General features: G+C 68.3%; 1 pseudogene. It reads left to right on the top strand.

The features are described 5' to 3' along the window. Positions 1-306, top strand: a pseudogene (locus tag AC0IYH_RS30670) (phosphogluconate dehydratase); the annotation flags it as partial.

Here is a 306-nt window from a genome sequence, read left to right as displayed (position 1 = left end):
CCCGGTGCGAGCGGCGACGAGACGATCCTGCGACCGGTCGCGCAACCCTTCTCTGCCGATGGCGGCATGCGCATTCTCGCGGGCAACATCGGCCGTGCCTGCATCAAGGTGTCGGCGGTCGACCGAGAGCGCTGGGTGATCGAGGCACCCGCGCGCGTGTTCGACGACCAGCTGGACGTGATCGCGGCGTTTCAGCGTGGCGAGCTGGAACAGGACGTCGTGGTCGTCGTCCGTTTTCAGGGTCCGCGCGCGAACGGGATGCCCGAACTGCACAAGCTGACGCCGCCCCTCGGCGTGCTCCAGAAC

This window comes from Pseudomonas sp. AC463 (assembly GCF_979253585.1).
This window is presented reverse-complemented; position numbering and strand designations above follow the sequence as displayed.